We start from the raw sequence: 17,232 nt of genomic DNA, 5'->3' as shown, positions 1-17,232 counted from the left end.
GACATTTGTGGCCGATGTGCTCACGCTTTTTGGACGTACCTCACGCCGGGAGGCGGCGGTCCACCCACCTCCACACGAACTCCAGAACGGCCGCCCCGGCCACCGCGATGCCGACGGCAGCCCACGGCATGGTCACGCCCACCAGCTTCAGCGCGAAGAAGTCCTGCAGCCACGGCACCACCAGCACCACCAGGAAGCCCAGTCCCATCGCCGTCACCAGCAGGACCCGCCACCAGGTGTACGGCCGGGCGATGATCGCGAGCACCCACATCGAGATCAGGAACAGGGTCAGCGTCGCCGCGCTCGTCTCCGCGTCCAGCGCGCCCGGGCCGGAGTAGTGCTGCCGCGCGACGAGGTACGTCACGAAGGTCGCCGCGCCCGCCACCACCCCGCCCGGGATCGCGTACCGCATCACGCGCCGTACGAAGTGGGGCCTGGCCCGTTCCTTGTTCGGGGCGAGGGCCAGGAAGAAGGCGGGGACGCCGATGGTGAGCGTCGAGAGCAGGGTGAGGTGGCGGGGCAGGAACGGATACTCGACCTGCGAGCAGACCACCAGGATCGCAAGCAGCACCGAGTACACGGTCTTGACCAGGAACAGGGTCGCCACGCGCGTGATGTTGCCGATGACCCGGCGGCCCTCCGCCACCACCGACGGCAGCGTGGCGAAGCTGTTGTCGAGCAGCACGATCTGCGCTACCGCCCGGGTCGCCTCCGAGCCGGACCCCATCGCCACGCCGATGTCGGCGTCCTTGAGCGCGAGGACGTCGTTGACGCCGTCACCGGTCATCGCGACCGTGTGGCCGCGTGACTGGAGGGCGCCCACCATGTCCCGCTTCTGCTGCGGGGTGACCCGCCCGAACACCGTGCCCTCGTCCAGCACGCCCGCCATCTGCTCCCGCTCGTCGGGCAGCCGGCGCGCGTCGACGGTCGACCCGGACAGCCCCAGCTTCGCGGCCACCGCGCCGACCGACACCGCGTTGTCGCCGGAGATGACCTTGGCGCGGACGTCCTGGTCGGCGAAGTAGCGCAGGGTGTCGGCGGCGTCCGGGCGCAGCCGCTGCTCCAGGACGACCAGGGCGGTGGGCTCGATCCCCTCGGCGACCTCGGGGTCGTCCAGTTCGCGGGTGGCACCAGCCAGCAGCAGCACCCGCAGGCCCTGCTCGTTGAGCCGCCCGGTCTCGGCGAGCGCCGGGTCGTCCTCGGCCAGCAGCACGTCCGGCGCGCCCAGCAGCCACGTACGGGAGGCGCCGTCGCCCTCGTCGAACGTGGCGCCGCTGTACTTGCGGGCGGAGGAGAAGGGCAGCGACGCCGTGCACTGCCACGCCCCGGCGGACGCGTCGACGGGGTAGGTGTCGATGATCGCCTGCAGGGAGGCGTTGGGCCGCGGGTCGGACGCGCCGAGGGCGCCGAGCACGGTGCGGACGTGACGCTCGTCGGCGCCGCCGAGCAACCGCAGGCCGGTGACGTCCATGCCGCCCTCGGTGAGGGTGCCGGTCTTGTCCAGGCAGACGGTGTCGACGCGGGCCAGCCCCTCGATGGCGGGCAGCTCCTGCACGAGGCACTGCTTGCGGCCGAGCCGGACGACGCCGATCGCGAAGGCGACGGAGGTGAGCAGGACCAGGCCCTCGGGGACCATGGGCACGATGCCGCCGACCGTGCGCGCGACCGAGTCGTCCAGCTCGTTGTCCTTGGCGAGCAGCTGGCTGAGGATCAGGCCGATGGCGGTCGGGACCATCATCCACGTGACGTACTTGAGGATCGTGGAGATGCCGGAGCGCAGCTCGGACTGGACCAGCGTGAAGCGGGAGGCCTCCTCGGCGAGCTGCGCGGCGTACGCCTCGCGGCCGACCTTGGTGGCCCGGAAGGCACCGCCGCCCGCGACCACGAAGCTGCCCGACATGACCTGGTCGCCGGGCTGCTTGACCACGGGGTCGGCCTCACCGGTCAGCAGCGACTCGTCGATCTCCAGCCCGTCCGCCTCGACGCACACCCCGTCGACGACGGCCTTGTCACCCGGGCCGATCTCGATGACGTCGTCCAGCACGATCTCGGACGTGGAGACCTCGGCGGGCTTGCCGTCCCGGCGCACCGTCGGCCGGACCTCGCCGATCAGGGCCAGCGAGTCGAGGGTCTTCTTCGCCCGCCACTCCTGGACGATGCCGATTCCGGTGTTGGCGAGGATCACGAAGCCGAACAGGCTGTCCTGGATCGGCGCCACGATCAGCATGATCACCCAGAGCACGCCGATGATCGCGTTGAACCGGGTGAAGACGTTGGCGCGGACGATGTCGGCCAGCGAGCGGCTGCTGCGCACCGGCACGTCGTTGACGTGGCCGCGCGCGATCCGCTCGGCGACGGCGGCCGCCGTGAGTCCGGTCGCGGGCGAAGGGGTGTCAACGGCGTGCGCGGGGTGCGCGGGATCGCGTCTGTCCGCGTCGAGATGCGTCATGCATTCGACGGTACGTGCGGTTTTACGGCTTCACCCACCGAGTGCGGAGAAGATCCGACCTGGGTACGAGCCGTACCGGCGCGGTGTGCTGCCCTGGTACTACCCCTGGTACTAGGCGGTGGGCCGGTCCACCCGCGCGCCCTGTGCGCCCTGCGCGGCGGCGTCCCGCTTGATCGCGGCGTCGCGCCCGCGGACGTACCAGATGCCGATCAGGCCGAGGCCGGCACCGGCCAGGCAGGTCCACACCCACCAGGCGTGCCCGTGGTCGTCGAACCAGCCGTAGAAGGGCAGCTGCACCAGGAAGAGGACGAACCAGAGGATGGTGCCGCCGACGACGGTCGGAACCACGGGGCCCTCCAGAGGATCCGGCGCCTCGTGCGTGGGTGTCCACTTCGTCATGCGTACAGCTTACGAGGAGCGTGCGAACGGGTTGACGGCGCGGCGCCACCTGGTGTCTACGCGCGGAGATAGCGATCTGCGGCTCATACGTTCATACTGAACCCGTTTGTCTCTGACTGTTTTCATTCGTACGAAACACCAATAGGAACACCGACAAGGCCGTGGGGGAACCTGTTGGTGCATGAGGTCACGCATGTCCACCTCGGCCACCGCCAAGGTCCCCCCGTCCCCCGAGTCGCCGGAAGACCGGCGGCCCCCGCAGAACGGCCTCGACCGTTACTTCAAGATCTCCGAGCGCGGCAGCACCCTGCCCCGTGAGATCCGCGGCGGTTTCGCCACCTTCTTCGCGATGGCCTACATCATCGTGCTGAACCCGATCATCCTGGGCAGCGCGAAGGACATGTACGGCCACCAGCTCGACAACGGTCAGCTGGTCACCGCGACCGCCCTGACGGCGGCCTTCACCACCCTCCTGATGGGTGTCATCGGCAACGTCCCGATCGCGCTGGCCGCGGGCCTCGGCGTGAACTCCGTCGTCGCCCTCCAGCTCGCCCCGCGGATGTCCTGGCCGGATGCCATGGGCATGGTGGTGCTGGCCGGTTTCATCGTGATGCTGCTGGTCGCCACCGGCCTGCGGGAGCGCGTGATGAACGCCGTGCCCTACAGCCTGCGCAAGGCCATCGCGATCGGTATCGGCCTCTTCATCATGATCATCGGGCTCGTCGACTCCGGCTTCATCACCCGGATGCCGGACGCCGCCCAGACCACGGTCCCGATCCAGCTCGGCACCGGCGGGCACCTGCACGGCTGGCCGGTGCTGGTCTTCGTCCTCGGCGTGCTGCTGACCCTCGCGCTGATCGTCCGCAAGACCCCGGGCGCCATCCTCATCTCGATCGTCGTGATGACGGTCGTCGCGATGATCATCAACGCCGTCACCGACATCCCCTCCTGGGGCCTGACCACTCCCGAGTGGCCCGGCAACCCCGTCGCCACGCCCGATTTCGGGCTGGTCGGCGAGGTCAGCCTGTTGGGAGGGTTCGACAAGGTCGGCGTCCTGACCGGCGTGCTGTTCGTCTTCACCGTGCTGCTGTCGTGCTTCTTCGACGCGATGGGCACGATCATGGGCGTCAGCGACGAGGCGAAGCTGACCGACGGCGAGGGCCAGATGCCGGGCATCAACAAGGTCCTGTTCGTCGACGGCGTCGCGGTCGCCGCGGGCGGTGCCAGCTCCGCCTCCGCCACCACCTGCTTCGTGGAGTCCACGGCCGGCGTCGGCGAGGGCGCCCGCACCGGCTTCGCCAACGTCGTCACCGGCGCGCTGTTCGCCCTTGCGCTGTTCCTCACGCCGGTCGCCACCATGGTCCCGTCCCAGGCGGCCACCCCCGCGCTGATCGCGGTCGGCTTCCTGATCCTGGCCGGTTCGGTCAAGGAGATCGACTGGTCCGACTTCACGGTCGCCGTCCCGGCCTTCGTGACGATGCTGATGATGCCGTTCACCTACTCGATCACCAACGGCATCGGCATGGGCTTCATCACCTTCTCGGTGCTGCGCCTGGCGGTCGGACGGGGCCGCGAGGTGCCGGTGGCGATGCATGTGGTGTCGGCGGTCTTCGCCTTCTACTACCTGATGCCGGCCCTGGGTCTGACGTGACGGACCTCCGCGCGGCACGGGCTCACGTGACCCCGTAGAACCGTTCCGTCTCCTCCACGGCGGACTGGAACCGCTCGTCGAAGTCATCCCGAATGAGCGTCCGGACGACATAGTCCTGGACGCTCATTCCTCTTTTCGCCGCATGGTCCCGGAGCCGGTCGAGTAGCTCCCCGTCCATCCGCAGGCTGAGCACGCTGGTCCCCATGAGCACGAGGGTCGCCCCGGCCCGCCGGGTGATGCGCCGATTTCCGGAAACGACTCACTCGTACGGGTGAACTGCGGGTTTCAGTGGCGGGCGTCACGGGCAGACGGGCGGTTGAGCGGTGGTATTTCGCGAGACTAATGAGTTACGCTAAGGAACATGCCGGACCTCAAGCATGGCGACGACGCCGCCGCCGTGAACTCCCTGCGCTCCGCCGTGATGCGGTTGTCCCGTCGGCTCAAGCACCAGCGGGTCGACGAGTCGCTCAGCCCGACCGAGATGTCGGTGCTGGGCACCCTGTCGAACTGCGGCAGCGCGACCCCGGGCGAGCTGGCCCGCAAGGAACACGTCCAGCCGCCCTCGATGACCCGCATCGTGGCGCTGCTTGAGGCCAAGGGCCTGGTCCGGCTGGAGCCGCACCCCGAGGACCGGCGCCAGAAGGTCGTGACGCAGACCGAGCAGGCCGTGGTGATGCTCGAGGAGAGCCGCCGCAAGCGGAACGCGTTCCTGGCCACGCTGGTCGAGGGCCTCGACGAGGACGAGTGGGCCAAACTGCGCGCCGCCGCCCCCGTGCTGGAGAAGCTCGCACACCGGTAAGCAGTTTTCGCGAGGAGGCGAACCCTTTTGAGTACGGGATCCGGAGCAGCTTCCGCCCCCGCACCTGACGGCCGCGACGACCCGACCACCCGCACCCCCGAGACCCCTCGCAAGACGTCGATGTTCGCCTCCCTGAGGGTCAGGAACTACCGCCTGTTCTTCATGGGCCAGGTCGTCTCCAACATCGGCACCTGGATGCAGCGCATCGCCCAGGACTGGCTGGTGCTCAGCCTCACCGGCTCCTCGGCCGCCGTCGGCATCACCACCGCCCTGCAGTTCCTGCCGATGCTGTTCTTCGGCCTCTACGGCGGCGTCCTCGTCGACCGCCTGCGCAAGCGGCCCACGCTGCTGGTCACCCAGTCCGCGATGGCCGTGACGGCGCTCGTGCTCGCCGTCCTCACCCTGAGCGGCCAGGTCCAGGTCTGGCACGTCTACGTCGCCGCCTTCGCGATGGGCCTGGCCACCGTCATGGACAACCCGGCCCGGCAGTCCTTCGTCTCCGAGCTGGTGGGACGGGACCAGCTGCAGAACGCGGTCAGCCTGAACTCGGCCAACTTCCAGTCCGCCCGCCTCGTCGGCCCCGCCGTCGCCGGTCTGATGATCACCGGCGTGGGCACCGGCTGGGCGTTCCTCGCCAACGGCCTGTCCTTCGTCGCGCCGCTCAGCTGCCTGCTGCTGATGCGCGCCCGCGAACTGCACACCGTCCAGCGCGCCCCGCGCGGCAAGGGCCAGCTGCGGGAGGGCCTGCACTACGTCGCCGGGCGCCCCGAACTGATCTGGACCATCGTGCTGGTCGGCTTCATCGGCACCTTCGGCTTCAACTTCCCGGTCTTCCTGTCCGCCTTCGCCGACGACGTCTTCGACGCGGGCGCCGGGGCCTACAGCCTCTTCAACACCCTCATGGCCGTCGGCTCCCTCGCCGGCGCCCTGCTCGCCGCCCGCCGCGGCACCGCCCGGCTGCGCGTCCTGATCGCGGCCGCCCTCGGCTTCGGCGCCCTGGAGATCGTGGCGTCGACGGCGCCCGAGCTGTGGCTCTTCGCGCTGCTGATGGTTCCGATCGGCGTCTTCAGCATGACGGTCAACGTCACCGCCAACACCAGCATCCAGATGTCCACCGACCCGGCCATGCGGGGCCGCGTGATGGCCCTGTACATGATGGTCTTCCTCGGCGGCTCCCCGGTCGGCGCCCCGATCGTCGGCTGGGTCACGGACACCTACGGCGCCCGGGTGGGCTTCGCCGCGGGCGGCGCGGTGGCCGCCACCGCCGCCCTCGTCATCGGCCTGGTCCTGGCCCGCGTCGGCAACCTGCGCCTGTCGGTCGGCTGGCACCGCGGCCACCCGCAGGTCCGGTTCGTGCCGCGGGAGCGCCAGGAGGCGCTGGCACCGGTGGCGTAGGCGGGGCCGCGGCCCGGTCAGTCGCGGGGAAAGTCGTCGGTCTTGAGGGTGAGCCCGACGACGGTCCCGGTCAGGTCGATGTCCTCGCCGAAGCCGAAGCTGACGCACGCGTGGTACTTGCCGTCCTTGGGGAGCGTGTGGAGGTGCCACTCGCCGGTGTACGGGTCGACGATCAGGTACACCGGGACTTCGGCGGTGGCGTAGGCGTCCTTCTTGGGGCCGTAGTCGTTGCCGGCGGTCTCCCTGCAGATGACTTCGGCGACGAACTCTGCGTCGCGCCCGGTGCCTGGGCCCCTGGAGAGGGCCACCACGTCCGAGTGTCCCGCTGCGGCCACAGAAAGACATGACCGCCGACAATCTCCGACTTGTAACCCTCAGGGACGGGCAGTTCCTCCAGCCAGTCGAACATTTTGTCGAGGGTGAGTTCGTCGCCGCTGTCGGTCATGTCCGCCCGTGCCCCTCCGCATGACTGCAACCGTGAGGTACAACGACTGTTACGGCGCCGGGTCATGCCGGGCAGACTGTGGCCCCATGAGACTGTTCGCCGCCGTACTGCCCCCGGAGGACGTCACCGCCGCGCTCGCCGCCGAGGTGGCCGCGCTGCGCCGGCTGCCCGGTGCGGACGGGCTGCGCTGGACCGGCCGTCCGGGCTGGCACCTCACCCTCGCCTTCTACGGCGAGGTCGACGACGGCCTCGTCCCCGACCTGTCGGCCCGCCTGGAGCGGGCCGCCCGTCGCACCGCGCCCTTCGAGCTGGCGCTGCGCGGCGGCGGCCAGTTCGGGCGCGGGCGGGCGCTGTGGGCGGGCGCGGAGGGCGGCCTCGCGACGCTGCGGCTGCTGGCCGACCGCGCGGAGTCGGCGGGGCGCAGGGCGGGCGTCCCGATGGGCGAGCACCGGCGCTACAAGCCCCACCTGACCCTGGCCCGCAGCAGACAGGCGTGCGACGTACGCCCCTACGTCGAGGCACTCGCCGGCTTCACCGGCCCCACCTGGACCGTGACGGATCTGGCGCTGGTCCGCAGCACCCTGCCGGACTCCGGCGTACCGGGCGAACAGCCCCGTTACGAGGCGGTCGCCCGCAGCCCGCTCGGCGCCTCCGGTTAGGCTCGGTGCGTGGACCCGAAGACCCGTAACCGGATCATGGCCGGTGTGCTCGTGCTGATGCTCGTGGTGGTGGCGGTGGCGGCGGCCCTCGGCTGACCTGCCCGGGGGCGCCCGCCGCCCCGCTCACCCCACCGCTGCCACGGCTACCAGGCGAAGGCCTCCGGAGAGGGCCCAGGGCCCGGGAAGACCTCGTCGAGCCCGGTCAGCAGCTCCTCCGACAGCTCCAGCTCCACGGCCCGCAGCGCCGACGCGAGCTGTTCGGCCGTGCGCGGACCCACGATCGGGCCCGTCACGCCGGGCCGGGTCAGCAGCCAGGCCAGCGCGGCCTCGCCCGGCTCCACGCCGTGCTTGTCGAGCAGGTCCTCGTACGCCTGGATCTGCGCCCGCTTCGCCGGATCGGCCAGGGTGTCGGCCGCGCGCCCCGAGGCCCGGCGCCCGCCCTGGACCTCCTTCCTGATGACCCCGCCGAGCAGCCCGCCGTGCAGCGGCGACCACGGGATGACACCGAGGCCGTACTCCTGCGCGGCCGGGATCACCTCCATCTCGGCCCGGCGCTCGGCCAGGTTGTACAGGCACTGCTCGCTGACCAGCCCGATGGTCCCGCCGCGCCGGGCGGCGGTCTCGTTGGCCTGCGCGATCTTGTACCCGGGGAAGTTCGAGGACCCGGCGTACAGGACCTTGCCCTGCTGCACCAGCGTGTCGACGGCCTGCCAGATCTCGTCGAAGCCGGTGGCGCGGTCGATGTGGTGGAACTGGTACAGGTCGATGTGGTCCGTCCGCAGCCGCTTGAGGCTGGCGTCGACGGCACGCCGGATGTTCACGGCGGACAGCTTGTCGTGGTTGGGCCACGCCTCGCCGTCGGCGCCCATGTTGCCGTACACCTTGGTGGCGATGACGGTCTTGTCGCGCCGGTCGCCGCCCTGGGCGAACCAGTTGCCGATGATCTCCTCGGTACGGCCCTTGTTCTCGCCCCAGCCGTACACGTTGGCGGTGTCGAAGAAGTTGATGCCGGCGTCCAGCGCCGCGTCCATGATGGTGTGGCTGTCGGCCTCGTCGGTCTGCGGACCGAAGTTCATGGTGCCGAGGACGAGCCGGCTGACCTTGAGTCCCGTGCGTCCGAGCTGCGTGTACTTCATGGTCCCCAAGCCAACGACTTGGAGTGCGCTCCAGGCAAGCGGGGCGGGCGGTCAGTCGCGGGGGAAGACGTCGGTCCTGAGGGTGAGGCCGAGGACGGTGTCGGTGAGGTCCAGGTCCTCCCCGAAGGCGACCCGGGTCTCGGTCGTGTAGTCGCCGTCCTTGGGGTGCGTGAAGATGTGGCAGCGGCCCTGGTACGGGTCGGCGATCAGATGGAGGGGGACCTCGGCGGCGGCGTAGGCCAGCTTCTTGGGGCCGTAGTCGTTGGCGGCGGTGCCCTGGGAGATGACCTCGGCGACGAACTCGACGTCCTGGTAGCGCCAGCGGCCCGTGTCGTCCTCCTTCGCACCGTCGCGCATCTTGACGACGTCCGGGCAGAAACCGTTCTGGTGGCCCGGAAAGTCGATGCGGACATCCGAGAGCACCTTGGCACGCCTTCCGAAATGGGACCGGATGTCCCACGCGAGCGCCGTCTGCCTCGGGCAGGAGGAGGAGCGGTGGGGCGGCGTGGGCGCGAGGTCCGCGCGGCCCTGTGCCGACCACCTGGTCCGGGAGATCCGGACGGCCTACGGGGACGGGTAAGGCGCGTAGGGCCCGCCGAGCCCCCACTCCTCGTCCATCGCCGTCGCGAAGGCCTCCGCGATCCGGTGCTCGCCGCTCTCGTCGGGGTGTGTGCCGTCGTAGGTGTCCGTGTGGAAGTCGTACGCGGGCGGCCGCGGGACGAGCAGCAGCGGGGAGCCTTCGTCGTCGAGGTCGGAGACGGTCTTCGCGAGGAGGTCGTTGAAGTGGGCGACCTGCTTGGCGAAGGTCTCGTCGGCCTCCACCCGGATGTTGTGGAGGACCGGCATCACGGCGATGCGGACGCGCGGGTTCGCCGAGCGCGCGTTCGCCACGAAGACGCGGACGTTGGCGGCGGTCTGCTCGGCGTTGGTGTAGAAGCCGAGGTCGATCAGGCCCAGGGAGACCAGGAGCACGTCCGCGCGGCAGGCCCGTACCGTCTCCCCGATCAGCGGGGCCATGTGGTGCCAGCCCTCGCCCCAGCCCGCCAGATGGGCGCGGGGGAAGTCGGGATCGGCGTAGGCGTACGAGGTGGGGGCGTCCGTCACCTGGTCGTGGAGGGTCTCGCGCGGGCCGACGAAGGTGAAGGGGCGGCCGTAGGAGTCGCGCAGGTGCTGCCACAGCCGGTAGCGCCACGTGTGTTCGCCGGCGCTCCCGATCGTCATGGAGTCACCGACGAACATGAACCTGAGCATCCGCTCATCATGGACGATCGGCCTGGTCGACGCGATGTGAGCCCGACCACGCAGGGTGACCGCCGACGTGAACGCCCGCGCGGGATGGCAGGCTTGGCGCATGCGCCGACCCTTCGCCCTCCTCGCCTCGGCCCTTCTCGTGGGCGCCTTCGCCGTGCCCGCCTCCGCGGCGGACGGGGACGACGGGCCCGCCGGGAGCGACGGATTCACGATCAAGGACCCGCGCATCACCGAGTCCAGCGGCCTCGCCGCCTCCCACCTGCACCCCGGCATCTACTGGACGCACAACGACCAGGACACCGGCCCCTACCTCTACGCCGTGGACGGCGCCACCGGCGAGACCGTCGCCCGCGTGGCGCTGTCCGGCGTCGGCACGCCCCGTGACGTCGAGGCGATCGCCGTCGGGCCGGGCAACAAGATCTTCGTCGGCGACATCGGCGACAACGACGGCGTGTCCTGGCCGTACGTGTGGATCTACGAGCTGCCCGAGCCGAAGGAGCTGAAGGACCAGACCGTCAAGGCGACGCAGTACGTCGTGAAGTACACGGACGGTTCCCGCGACGCGGAGTCGATGGTGGTCCACCCGAAGACCGGGCGGGTCTACATCATCGACAAGAACGAGGACGGCGGGCACCTGTACGAGGGCCCGGCGAAGCTGTCGTCCTCCGGCACCAACGTCTTCGAGCCCACCGTGCCGGTGGACCTGTGGGCCACCGACGCCGCGTTCTCCCCGGACGGTGGGCAACTCGCCGTGCGCGGCTACCTCGGGGGCATCTGGTACGACTGGAACGGCGGGAAGATCCAGCGCAAGGGGCGGATCAGCGTGCCCCTGGGGCAGGGGGAGTCCGCCACCTACACCACCGACGGCAAGAAGCTGCTGCTCGGCATGGAGGGCGCGAGCAGCCCGGTGAAGGCCGAGGACGTGCCCGGCAAGGGCGGTGGTTCCGGCGGCGGTTCCGACTCTTCGGGCGGGGACTCCGACGGGTCCGACGGCCCGGGCGGGGTCACGCTCAAGGTCGGCGCGGTCGGGCTGCTCGTCGCGCTCGCGGCCCTGCTCGGCCTACGCCGGGTCTCCCGGCGCCGCTGATCCCGCTCGGTCCCCGGAGCCGTCCGCCGCCCGGCGCGCGGTCACCAGCACCTCCAGGCCGTCCAGGATGCGCTGGAGCCCGAACTCGAAGTGGTCGAAGCCCGTGCCGAAGGCGTCCTCGGAGAGGGAGGACAGCACGGGGTAGCGTCCGCTGGTCATGGCCTTCTCCAGCACCGGCTGCTGGGCCCGCCAGAACTCGGCGTCCGTCAGTCCGGAGCTGCGTTCGGCCTCCTGCCCGTACACCTGGGTGCGGGCGGCCCCGACGACGTACCCGTCGATCATGACGATCACCGACACCAGTTCCGGGTCGGTCAGACCCATCGGCCTGATCCGGGCGAGCACCTTCTCCATGCCGTCAAGGGCCGAGGGGCCGAGGATCGGACGGGACTGGTTGACCTCCAGCAGCCAGGTGTGGCGGCGGTAGAGGGCGAGTGTGGCGTGGCCGAGGGCCTCGAGCGCCGGGCGCCAGCCGCCGTCGCCGAGGTCGGCCGGATCCTCGGACGGGCGCTGTACGCGGTCCAGCATCAGGTCGATCAGCTCGCCCTTGCCGGGGACGTAGCGGTACAGGGACATCGTGCCGGTGCCCAGCTCGGTGGCGATCCGGCGCATCGAGACCGCGCCGAGGCCGTCCCGGTCCGCGACCCCGACGGCGACCTCCACGATCCGCTCCAGCGTCAGGCCCGGCCTCGGACCCCGGCTGGGGCGCCGGCCGGTGTCCCACAACAGTTCGAGGGTCCGGCCGATGTCGCCGCTGCCGCTGGTCTCCGTACCGCTTGCCATGGGGTCAGTTTAAATCCGCGCCGAAAAACTGGGTACGGTGTACGCGCAATCGGGTACGGTGTACCCAGTTGGGAAGTGAAAGGGGGCTGGGACCCATGAGCAACACGTACGCGGTACGGGCCGAGAGCCTGGAGAAGCGGTACGGCGAGAAACGCGCCCTGGACGGCTTCGACCTGACCGTCCGCGAGGGCACCGTGCACGGCCTGCTCGGGCCGAACGGCGCGGGCAAGACCACGGCCGTGCGCATCCTGTCCACGCTGATCCGGCTGGACGGGGGACGGGCCGAGGTGGCGGGCCTCGACATCGCCCGGCAGGCCCGTGAGGTGCGGGCGCGGATCGGCCTCACCGGCCAGTACGCGGCCGTGGACGAGGTGCTCACCGGCCGGCAGAACCTGGAGATGTTCGGGCGCCTGTTCCACCTGGGCGGCAGGCGGGCGCGGGCCCGCGCGGTCGAGCTGCTGGAGCAGTTCGACCTGACCGACGCCGCCGACCGGGGCGTGGGCAAGTACAGCGGCGGTATGCGGCGGCGCCTCGACCTCGCCGCGTCGATGATCCTCGCCCCGTCCGTCCTGTTCCTGGACGAGCCGACGACGGGCCTGGACCCGCGCAGCCGCGGCGAGGTCTGGGAATCGGTCCGCGCGCTGGTGGCGAGCGGTACGACGGTCCTGCTGACCACGCAGTACCTGGAGGAGGCCGACAAGCTGGCATCCCGCATCACCGTCGTCGACCGGGGCCGGGCCATCGCCGACGACACCCCGGACGGACTGAAGAACCTGGTCGGCGGCGACCGGATCGAGGTCGTGGTCGCCGACCGCGCCGAGATCCCCAGGGCGGTGAAGACGGTCGCCCGGGTCTGCGAGGGCGAACCCGAGGCCGACGAGGAGGCGCTGCGCGTGCACGCCCCCGTCACCGACCGGGTGTCGGCCTTGACCGAGGTGGCGCGCACCCTCCAGGACGAGGGCGTCGCCGTGGAGGACATCGGACTGCGCAGGCCGAGCCTCGACGACGTGTTCCTGCGCCTGACCGGCCACCGCACGGGCACGGAGAGTGCGGAGAGCGCGCGGGAGGAGGCGGTGGCGGCATGAGCGCCCTCGACCTCGACCCCGCCACCGGCCCGGCGACGGCCCCGCCCGAGCGCGGCCGCCTCTACTGGCTGCTCGCCGACTGCGGCAACATCGTCCGCCGCGGCCTGACCCACTACCAGCGCCAGCCCGTCAACATCGCCTGGCAGCTGGGCTTCCCGATCCTGTCGGTCCTCCTCTACGGCTATGTCTTCGGCAGCGCGATGACGGTGCCGGGCGGCGGGGACTACAAGGACTTCCTGATGCCGGGCATGTTCGTGATGACCATGGCGTTCGGCTTCATCAACACTGCGACCGTCGTCGTGTACGACTCCACCAAGGGGGTCATCGACCGGTTCCGCTCCATGCCGATGGCGTCGTCCGCGGTGGTGGCCGGGCGCGGGGTGACCGATCTGGTCGTGGCCTGCGCGGAGTTGGCCATCATGATGCTGACGGCGATGGCCATGGGCTGGCGCCCGGACGGCGGCTGGGGTTTCCTGGCGGCCTTCGGGCTGCTGCTGTGGCTGCGGTTCGCACTGATCTGGATCGGCGTGTGGCTGGGCCTGCTGGTCCCCAACCCGGAGGCGGCGGGCGGCCTGTTCGCGGTGGCCTTCCCGCTGACGATGATCTCCAGCATCTTCGTCGCACCACAGCTCATGCCCGACTGGCTGGGCTGGGTGGCCGCGTGGAACCCCATTTCCTCCACGGCGGCGGCCGCCCGCGACCTGTTCGGCACACCGGTCGGCGGCGGCGACTCGTGGGTGGAGCAGCACGCGCTGCTGATGGCGGGCGTGTGGCCGGTGGTGCTGACGGCCGTCTTCCTGCCCCTGGCGGTACGGAGGTTCCAGCGGCTGAGCCGGTAGGAGCGCTCAGGGCGTCCGGGCCGCGGGTGGGGCCGGGGGAGGCGATCGGGGGCGGAGACCGGGGGACCGGTGGAAATCCCCCGGTTCCACCCTTGGGTCCAGGTGTCCCGTGCTTGTTCCGAGCAGTCTTGAGGGCATGACAACGACCGAGTGGATCACCGGCAGCTCATGATCAAAGCCGGCGCCGTGTCGGCGATCCTGTGGGTGGCGGTCAGGTCGAGCGATGCGCGACCGCCTTGAAGAAGGTGTAGCAGAACACTCCGTCGGGTTCGGCCGTGCGCCGTAGGGCGGCGATGCCCGCATCGAAGGTACGCGGGTCGATCAGCCCCGCCGCGACAGCGGGCTCTCGAACACCCGAGATCATCGCGGTGAAGGTGCGTCTGGTGAAGCTGTCGGCCAGGTCCGGTCGGCTGCCGTCGACATAGACGGTGCGAGGGGTGACGGCGATGTCCGACCAGTCCGCCTCGCGCAGCAGGGGGAAGAGCCGTCGGCCGATGAGGGCGTCGCCGCCGGCGTGTCGCTGCAGCGTCACCTGGCACGCGATGGCCGCACGCGCGGCTTCGTCGTCCGGATGGAAATAGGTCGAGCCGTGGTCCCCCTCGATGACGGTGATCGTGCCGCCCGGCCGCACGAGGCGACGCAGCCGTTGCAGCGCGTCGACCGGAGCGGGCAGGTGTTCGAGCAGGAAGCACACGAAGACGTGGTCGAAGGACGCCTCGGCGAAGTCGCCTTCCCGCTCGGGAAGAGCGAACACGTCCTTCTCGACGAACTCGACATTCGCCAGACCCGCCGCGGCGACGCGACGCGAGGCCGTCTCCAGCGACTCGGGGGCGATGTCGGCCGACACGAAGTCCGTGTTGGGGCTCTGCGAAGCCAGGGTGGTGGTCTGGGCACCCACGCCGCACCCCACCTCCAGGACCCGTTCGCCGGGCTTGAAGCGAGAGTCGCCGTGCAGCAACTCAGCCAGGGCGTCCGCCTGGTTCGCGAGACGCGTGCTCTCCTCGGAACGGTAGCCGTGCACGTACTGCTCGAACATGGTCATGGTCTCGATCACCTTCATCAACTGGTCCGGCTTCGAACTCTCCAGCGCGGCCACAAGCCGCTCGCGGAGTTGGCTTCGCCGCCTGAGGTCCTCCTCGACGTCGTCGAGGTGGGCGCGCAGGGTCGCCGCCGGGTCCGGATCCTCGTGGTCCAGCAACGCGGCGACCTGCCGAAGCCCCAGGCCGGTCCGGCGCAGGGCCATCGCCCGGTAGAGACGGGTGACGTGCGCGGGACCGTAACGGCGGTGTCCGCTCGGCGTTCGCGCGGGAGACACCACCCCCACCGCGTCCCAGTGCCGCAAGACCCGCACCGACACCCCGGACGCCAGCGCCAGCTCACCCACCGTCCACCACGCCCCGTCGTCGTTCACGGTGCCAACGCTAGGTCCTCACACGGTGTCAGCTTCAAGCCCGCGTCGCATGGTCGGTTCACCGCATGAAGCCTTGCACCGGATCTTCCGGGTGGATCCGGGACTGACTGCGATACTGGACGCGCTGGCGTCAGGAGTGGCGAACGACGCTGAAAAGTCCGGGTCCAAGGGGAACAGAGAGACGGGCGGGGACGTGGACCGTGTGGACTGGGCGGAGATCGTCGAAATCGGTCTGGGTGAGGGCCCGGGTCGTGACTACTGGAGGCATCTGATGGCCACTTACACCCCGAACTTTCCGGGCAGCAACACGATCGTCGAGGAGTCCTGGCTCGAAGGACGCGCCAAAGGCCAGACCGAGGGCAAGGCTGAGGGCAAGGCTGAGGGCAAGGCCGAAGACATTCTGCACATTCTCGAGGTGCGGGGTGTCGAGATCTCCGACTCCGTCCGGGAGCGGGTCACCGACTGCACCGATCTCGACGTGCTGGGGACCTGGCTCGACCGCTCCCTGAGCGTGGCGCACGCCGAGGAGTTGTTCGTCGAGGAGTAGAGCGTACGGATGCGCGGAGGGCGCCCGGCGGCATTCGCCGGGCGCCCTGCGTCGTCGTGCCGGTGATCCGGTGACGGCTACAGCTTCTCGATCACGTAGTCGACGCACTTCGTGAGCGCCTCGACGTCCGCCGGGTCGATCGCCGGGAACATCGCGACGCGCAGCTGGTTGCGGCCGAGCTTGCGGTACGGCTCGGTGTCGACGACGCCGTTGGCGCGCAGCACCTTGGCTACGGCGGCGGCGTCGATGTCGTCGGCGAAGTCGATCGTGCCGATGACCTGCGAGCGCTTGGCCGGGTCCGAGACGAAGGGGGTCGCGTACTTGGCCTCCTCCGCCCAGGTGTAGAGGCGGGTCGAGGAGTCCTTGGTGCGGGCGGTGGTGAAGTCCAGGCCGCCCTGGCCGTTCATCCAGTCCAGCTGCTCACCCAGCAGGAAGAGCGTCGCGAGCGCCGGGGTGTTGTACGTCTGGTTCTTGCGGGAGTTGTCGATCGCCGTCGGCAGCGAGAAGAACTCCGGGACGTGGCGGCCCGAGGCGTGCACGCGCTCGGCGCGCTCGAGCGCGGCCGGGGAGAAGAGGCCGATCCACAGGCCGCCGTCGGAGGCGAAGGACTTCTGCGGGGCGAAGTAGTAGACGTCGGTCTCGGCGATGTCCACCGGGAGGCCGCCGGCGCCGGACGTCGCGTCGACCAGCACGAGGGCGCCCTCGTCGGCACCGGCCACGCGCTTGATGGGCATGGCGACACCGGTGGAGGTCTCGTTGTGCGTGAGGCCGTACACGTCCACGCCGGCCTCGGCGCGCGCCTCGGGGTGGGTGCCCGGGTCGGAGGAGACGACGGTCGGCTCGGCCAGCCAGGGGGCGAGCTTCGCGGCCTTGGCGAACTTGGAGGAGAACTCGCCGAAGCTCAGGTGCTGCGACTTGTTCTCGATCAGGCCGTGCGTCGCGACGTCCCAGAACGCGGTGGAGCCGCCGTTGCCGAGGATCACCTCGTAGCCGTCGGGGAGCCGGAACAGCTCGCGGATGCCCTCACGGACCTTGCCGACCAGGTTCTTCACGGGCGCCTGGCGGTGGGAGGTGCCGAGCAGGGACGTACCGGTGGCGGCCAGGGCGTCCAGCGCCTCCACCCGCACCTTGGAGGGACCCGCGCCGAATCGACCGTCCGCGGGCTTGATGTCAGCAGGAATCTGGATCTCAGCCACGAGCCGGAGGGTATCCCCTCGGCCGAACCGGGCGAAGACATGTCCGTCCGATGAGACGAGGTCTCCGCCGTGCGGACCTGTGCCAAGCCACAAGCGCTCATGC

At 70.4% G+C, this 17,232-nt stretch carries 17 protein-coding genes and 1 pseudogene; 8 read left to right on the top strand and 10 right to left on the bottom strand.

The window, feature by feature from the left end; all coding sequences use genetic code 11:
- Positions 1-40: 40 nt before the first annotated feature.
- Both ABS735_RS35285 and ABS735_RS35280 read right to left on the bottom strand, forming a co-directional pair.
- Positions 41-2,449 (bottom strand): HAD-IC family P-type ATPase, encoded by a 2,409-nt coding sequence (locus ABS735_RS35285; RefSeq protein WP_373904142.1) that lies wholly within the window; start codon positions 2,447-2,449, stop codon positions 41-43.
- Positions 2,450-2,560: 111 nt separating this feature from the next.
- Positions 2,561-2,848, bottom strand: coding sequence for a DUF2530 domain-containing protein (locus ABS735_RS35280; protein ID WP_373904141.1), 288 nt, complete (start codon positions 2,846-2,848; stop codon positions 2,561-2,563).
- A gap of 193 nt (positions 2,849-3,041) precedes the next feature.
- Between ABS735_RS35280 and ABS735_RS35275 the strand changes: the two genes are divergently transcribed.
- Positions 3,042-4,499 carry an NCS2 family permease gene (locus ABS735_RS35275; protein WP_373904313.1) on the top strand — a complete coding sequence of 486 codons (1,458 nt, stop codon included), beginning with the start codon at positions 3,042-3,044 and terminating at the stop codon, positions 4,497-4,499.
- A gap of 22 nt (positions 4,500-4,521) precedes the next feature.
- Here ABS735_RS35275 and ABS735_RS35270 read toward each other — a convergent pair whose 3' ends face one another.
- Positions 4,522-4,710: a ribbon-helix-helix protein, CopG family gene (locus ABS735_RS35270; RefSeq protein WP_125630636.1), complete on the bottom strand. Its 189-nt coding sequence runs from the start codon at positions 4,708-4,710 to the stop codon at positions 4,522-4,524.
- Positions 4,711-4,860: 150 nt separating this feature from the next.
- Between ABS735_RS35270 and ABS735_RS35265 the strand changes: the two genes are divergently transcribed.
- Together ABS735_RS35265 and ABS735_RS35260 are read left to right on the top strand one after the other, a co-directional pair.
- Complete coding sequence (locus ABS735_RS35265) at positions 4,861-5,298, top strand: MarR family winged helix-turn-helix transcriptional regulator (RefSeq protein WP_007450858.1); 438 nt, start codon at positions 4,861-4,863, stop codon at positions 5,296-5,298.
- 27 nt (positions 5,299-5,325) lie between these two features.
- Positions 5,326-6,693 carry an MFS transporter gene (locus ABS735_RS35260; protein ID WP_373904140.1) on the top strand — a complete coding sequence of 456 codons (1,368 nt, stop codon included), beginning with the start codon at positions 5,326-5,328 and terminating at the stop codon, positions 6,691-6,693.
- Positions 6,694-6,710: 17 nt separating this feature from the next.
- Here the strand turns inward: ABS735_RS35260 and ABS735_RS35255 are convergent, their stop codons facing one another.
- Positions 6,711-7,001, bottom strand: a complete 291-nt coding sequence (locus ABS735_RS35255) for a Uma2 family endonuclease (protein WP_373904139.1) — start codon at positions 6,999-7,001, stop codon at positions 6,711-6,713.
- 223 nt (positions 7,002-7,224) lie between these two features.
- Here ABS735_RS35255 and thpR point away from each other — a divergent pair, with 223 nt between their 5' ends.
- Positions 7,225-7,797, top strand: coding sequence for an RNA 2',3'-cyclic phosphodiesterase (thpR, locus tag ABS735_RS35250; protein ID WP_373904138.1), 573 nt, complete (start codon positions 7,225-7,227; stop codon positions 7,795-7,797).
- A gap of 143 nt (positions 7,798-7,940) precedes the next feature.
- Here the strand turns inward: thpR and ABS735_RS35245 are convergent, their stop codons facing one another.
- The 3 genes and pseudogenes from ABS735_RS35245 to ABS735_RS35235 form a co-directional block, all read right to left on the bottom strand.
- Positions 7,941-8,933 (bottom strand): aldo/keto reductase, encoded by a 993-nt coding sequence (locus tag ABS735_RS35245; protein WP_373904137.1) that lies wholly within the window; start codon positions 8,931-8,933, stop codon positions 7,941-7,943.
- A 51-nt stretch (positions 8,934-8,984) separates the two neighbouring features.
- Positions 8,985-9,386: pseudogene (locus ABS735_RS35240) on the bottom strand (Uma2 family endonuclease); the annotation flags it as partial.
- Between the two features lie 111 nt (positions 9,387-9,497).
- Positions 9,498-10,184, bottom strand: coding sequence for a GDSL-type esterase/lipase family protein (locus ABS735_RS35235; RefSeq protein WP_373904136.1), 687 nt, complete (start codon positions 10,182-10,184; stop codon positions 9,498-9,500).
- A 100-nt stretch (positions 10,185-10,284) separates the two neighbouring features.
- Here ABS735_RS35235 and ABS735_RS35230 point away from each other — a divergent pair, with 100 nt between their 5' ends.
- A complete protein-coding gene (locus ABS735_RS35230) occupies positions 10,285-11,271 on the top strand; it encodes a WD40 repeat domain-containing protein (protein ID WP_373904135.1) in 987 nt (328 codons plus the stop codon).
- Here ABS735_RS35230 and ABS735_RS35225 read toward each other — a convergent pair.
- Positions 11,245-12,051: a TetR/AcrR family transcriptional regulator gene (locus ABS735_RS35225; RefSeq protein WP_373904134.1), complete on the bottom strand. Its 807-nt coding sequence runs from the start codon at positions 12,049-12,051 to the stop codon at positions 11,245-11,247. The genes ABS735_RS35230 and ABS735_RS35225 overlap by 27 nt on opposite strands.
- 95 nt (positions 12,052-12,146) lie before the next feature.
- Between ABS735_RS35225 and ABS735_RS35220 the strand changes: the two genes are divergently transcribed.
- Entirely contained in the window at positions 12,147-13,136 is a 990-nt protein-coding gene (locus ABS735_RS35220) for an ATP-binding cassette domain-containing protein (RefSeq protein ID WP_373904133.1), read from the top strand.
- Entirely contained in the window at positions 13,133-13,975 is an 843-nt protein-coding gene (locus ABS735_RS35215) for an ABC transporter permease (protein ID WP_373904132.1), read from the top strand. Before ABS735_RS35220 ends, ABS735_RS35215 begins: the two co-directional genes overlap by 4 nt.
- 211 nt (positions 13,976-14,186) lie before the next feature.
- Here the strand turns inward: ABS735_RS35215 and ABS735_RS35210 are convergent, their stop codons facing one another.
- On the bottom strand, positions 14,187-15,386 hold the full coding sequence (locus ABS735_RS35210; RefSeq protein WP_373904131.1) for a methyltransferase domain-containing protein: 1,200 nt from the start codon (positions 15,384-15,386) through the stop codon (positions 14,187-14,189).
- A 271-nt stretch (positions 15,387-15,657) separates the two neighbouring features.
- Between ABS735_RS35210 and ABS735_RS35205 the strand changes: the two genes are divergently transcribed.
- On the top strand, positions 15,658-15,933 hold the full coding sequence (locus ABS735_RS35205) for a hypothetical protein (protein ID WP_373904130.1): 276 nt from the start codon (positions 15,658-15,660) through the stop codon (positions 15,931-15,933).
- A gap of 77 nt (positions 15,934-16,010) precedes the next feature.
- On the opposite strand, the gene serC is transcribed toward ABS735_RS35205, so the two are convergent.
- Entirely contained in the window at positions 16,011-17,129 is a 1,119-nt protein-coding gene (serC, locus tag ABS735_RS35200; protein WP_373904129.1) for a phosphoserine transaminase, read from the bottom strand.
- Positions 17,130-17,232 lie beyond the last annotated feature (103 nt).

The sequence above is a fragment of the Streptomyces sp. MMCC 100 genome (assembly GCF_041538145.2).
Classification (GTDB): Bacteria; Actinomycetota; Actinomycetes; order Streptomycetales; family Streptomycetaceae; genus Streptomyces.
This window is presented reverse-complemented; position numbering and strand designations above follow the sequence as displayed.

Excerpts from the sequence above, each read along its gene's own strand:
- thpR (WP_373904138.1), top strand. The coding sequence starts at position 7,225 with ATGAGACTGTTCGCCGCCGTACTGCCCCCGGAGGACGTCACCGCCGCG.
- ABS735_RS35230 (WP_373904135.1), top strand. The coding sequence starts at position 10,285 with ATGCGCCGACCCTTCGCCCTCCTCGCCTCGGCCCTTCTCGTGGGCGCC.
- ABS735_RS35285 (WP_373904142.1), bottom strand. The coding sequence starts at position 2,449 with ATGACGCATCTCGACGCGGACAGACGCGATCCCGCGCACCCCGCGCAC.
- ABS735_RS35220 (WP_373904133.1), top strand. The coding sequence starts at position 12,147 with ATGAGCAACACGTACGCGGTACGGGCCGAGAGCCTGGAGAAGCGGTAC.
- ABS735_RS35280 (WP_373904141.1), bottom strand. The coding sequence starts at position 2,848 with ATGACGAAGTGGACACCCACGCACGAGGCGCCGGATCCTCTGGAGGGC.
- ABS735_RS35225 (WP_373904134.1), bottom strand. The coding sequence starts at position 12,051 with ATGGCAAGCGGTACGGAGACCAGCGGCAGCGGCGACATCGGCCGGACC.
- ABS735_RS35215 (WP_373904132.1), top strand. The coding sequence starts at position 13,133 with ATGAGCGCCCTCGACCTCGACCCCGCCACCGGCCCGGCGACGGCCCCG.
- ABS735_RS35245 (WP_373904137.1), bottom strand. The coding sequence starts at position 8,933 with ATGAAGTACACGCAGCTCGGACGCACGGGACTCAAGGTCAGCCGGCTC.
- ABS735_RS35205 (WP_373904130.1), top strand. The coding sequence starts at position 15,658 with ATGGCCACTTACACCCCGAACTTTCCGGGCAGCAACACGATCGTCGAG.
- ABS735_RS35275 (WP_373904313.1), top strand. The coding sequence starts at position 3,042 with ATGTCCACCTCGGCCACCGCCAAGGTCCCCCCGTCCCCCGAGTCGCCG.
- ABS735_RS35265 (WP_007450858.1), top strand. The coding sequence starts at position 4,861 with ATGCCGGACCTCAAGCATGGCGACGACGCCGCCGCCGTGAACTCCCTG.
- ABS735_RS35235 (WP_373904136.1), bottom strand. The coding sequence starts at position 10,184 with ATGCTCAGGTTCATGTTCGTCGGTGACTCCATGACGATCGGGAGCGCC.